The 2,953-nt window shown below is 35.5% G+C and carries 3 protein-coding genes; all 3 read left to right on the top strand.

The window, feature by feature from the left end:
* On the top strand, positions 1-1,295 hold a 1,295-nt coding region (locus I6U48_RS16595), incomplete at its 5' end, for a D-lactate dehydrogenase (RefSeq protein WP_218321583.1).
* Between the two features lie 57 nt (positions 1,296-1,352).
* Positions 1,353-2,495 (top strand): acyl-CoA dehydrogenase, encoded by a 1,143-nt coding sequence (locus I6U48_RS16590; RefSeq protein WP_218321582.1) that lies wholly within the window; start codon positions 1,353-1,355, stop codon positions 2,493-2,495.
* Positions 2,496-2,526: 31 nt separating this feature from the next.
* Positions 2,527-2,953 (top strand): 3-hydroxyacyl-CoA dehydrogenase NAD-binding domain-containing protein (locus tag I6U48_RS16585; protein ID WP_246615405.1); only part of this gene is annotated, 427 nt, incomplete at its 3' end.

Genomic DNA, 2,953 nt, shown 5'->3' with positions numbered 1-2,953 from the left:
AAGCTCCACAAGTTGTATTAACGGCACATTCTACAGAGGAAATTGCCGCAGTGGTAAAAATATGTAATGATAATAAAATACCAGTAACTCCAAGAGGAGCAGGAACAGGACTTGTAGGAGGAGCAGTTCCACTACTCGGAGGAGTTTTAATAGATATTTCAAAGATGAATAAAATACTTTCTTATGACTTGGAAAATTTTGTTGTTCGAGTTCAAGCTGGTGTTCTATTAAAGGATCTTGCAGAAGACTGTGCAAAACAGGGACTATTATATGCTCCAGACCCTGGCGAAAAGTCAGCTTGTCTAGGTGGAAATGTTTCAACAAATGCTGGTGGAATGAGAGCTGTTAAATATGGTGCAACTCGTGATTATGTACGCGCAATGACAGTTGTCCTGCCAACAGGAGAAATTACTAACTTTGGAGCTTCCGTATCAAAAACAAGTTCAGGTTACAGTCTTTTAAATTTGATGATTGGCTCAGAAGGTACTCTTGGAATTATTACAGAACTTAGTTTGAAAATCATGCCAGCACCAAAGGTAGCTGCAAGTCTAATTATTCCTTTTGAAAATTTAGATGATTGTATTTCCACTGTTCCTAAATTTAAAATGGAACACATGAATCCACAGGCACTGGAATTTATGGAAAGAGAAATTGTATTATCTAGTGAAAGATATGTTGGCAAGAGTGTATTTCCTCAGGTAGTTGATGGAGTAACTGCAAATGCTTACTTACTTGTTACTATAGATGCAAGTAGTGAAGATGAATTAAATAACCTTATTGAACAAGCAAGCGAAATAGTTTTAGAAGCAGGAGCAATTGATGTTCTTGTAGCAGATACTCCTGCAAAAATGAAAGATGCATGGGCTGCACGTTCCAGCTTCTTAGAAGCGATTATGGCAGAAACAAAGTTATTAGACGAATGTGATGTTGTAGTTCCAGTAAATAAAATCGCTCCTTATCTTGCCTTTGTAAATAAAACTGGTGAAGAATGCGGACTAACTATTAAAAGTTTTGGACATGCAGGAGATGGAAATCTTCATATATACCAATGCAGTAATGACTTAGAAGAGTCAGAATTTAAAGCAAGAGTTGATAAATTCTTTAAGATTATTTACAAAGAAGCAACAGAATGCGGTGGTCTTGTTTCAGGAGAGCATGGAATAGGTAGTGGAAAAATCAGCTATTTAGCAGATAGTGTTGGAGAAATAAATATGGAATTAATGAAGGGTATTAAAAAAGCCTTTGATCCAAATTCTATCATGAATCCAGGTAAGGTATGTTGTCTATTACAGTAGGACAACTAATAAAGCATAATTTACATGCACATATAAAAAGAAAGGTAGGAAATTGATATGGATTTTATACAGGATGAAAATCATGAGCAATTACAAGGAATGTATCGTGAATTTGCAGAAAATGAGGTAAAACCAATCGCAAAAGAGATTGATGAAAGCATGCGTTTCCCAAAAGAAAATGTAGCAAAAATGGCTGAAATGGGCTTGCTTGGAATTCCATTTCCTGAAGAGTGCGGTGGAGCAGGGATGGATACATTAAGTTATATACAATGCGTAGAGGAATTATCTAAATGCTGTGCAACAACAGGTGTTATTGTCTCAGCGCATACAAGTCTTTGTGCAACACCAATTTACACATATGGAACAGATGCACAAAAAGAAAAATATTTAAAACCACTTGCTTCCGGTGAAAAATTAGGTGCCTTTGCATTAACAGAACCTGCTGCTGGAACTGATGCTTCTATGCAAAAGACAACAGCAGTACTTGATGGAGACCATTATGTATTAAATGGCAGCAAGATCTTTATTACTAATGCAGGATTTGCAGATATATATATTGTTTTTGCTATGACAGATAAGAGCAAAGGAACAAAAGGTATTTCAGGATTTATCGTTGAAAAAGATTTTCCAGGTTTTTCTGTTGGAAGCCATGAAATAAAAATGGGAATAAGAGCATCTTCTACATGTGAATTATTCTTTGATAACTGCATAGTTCCAAAGGAAAATCTTTTAGGAGAAGAAGGCAGAGGCTTTAATATTGCAATGGCAACTCTTGATGGAGGCCGTATTGGTGTTGCAGCACAAGCTCTTGGTATTGCAGAAGGTGCAATAGAAGAAACTGTAAAATATGTTACTGAACGTGTTCAGTTTGGACGTCCTATTTCAAAATTCCAAAACACACAATTTGAACTTGCCGAGATGCGTGCAAATACAGAAGCTGCAAAACTTTTAGTATATCAAGCTGCATGTGCAAAAGATGATCGTGAAAAATATACACATTTAGCTGCTATGGCAAAATTAGTTTCTTCTAGAAATGCCAGTGATGTAACAAGACGCTGCTTACAATTATTTGGTGGATATGGATATTCAAGTGATTATCCAATTGAAAGAATGATGCGTGATGCCAAAATAACAGAAATTTATGAAGGAACATCAGAAGTTCAGATGATGGTTATTTCTGGTTGGATGGGCGTTAAATAGTTAATAAATATTATCTAGGAGGCTAACAATTATGAAAAAGATATGCGTACTTGGAGCAGGAACTATGGGAGCTGGAATAGCTCAAGCATTTTCTGCTAAAGGTTATGAAGTAGTATTAAGAGATATAAAGGATGAATTTGTTGAAAGAGGAATTACAGGGATAAAAAAAGGTCTTTCAAAATTAGTTACTAAAGGTAAAATGGCTCAAGAAGATGCAGACTCTATAGTGAACAGAATAACAGGAACAACAGATTTAAATTTAGCTGCAGATTGTGATTTAGTAGTTGAAGCGGCTGTTGAAAATATGGAAATAAAAAAACAAATATTTGGTGAATTAGATAAGATATGTAAAGCAGAAACAATTCTTGCTTCTAATACATCATCTTTATCAATAACTGAAGTTGCAGCAGCAACAAAGAGAGCAGACAAAGTTATAGGAATGCATTTCTTTAACCCAG

This window comes from Clostridium thailandense (genome assembly GCF_019207025.1).
Classification (GTDB): Bacteria; Bacillota; Clostridia; order Clostridiales; family Clostridiaceae; genus Clostridium_AM; species Clostridium_AM thailandense.
The sequence above is the reverse complement of the archived record's forward strand: the minus strand, read 5'-3'. Positions and strand labels throughout refer to the sequence as shown.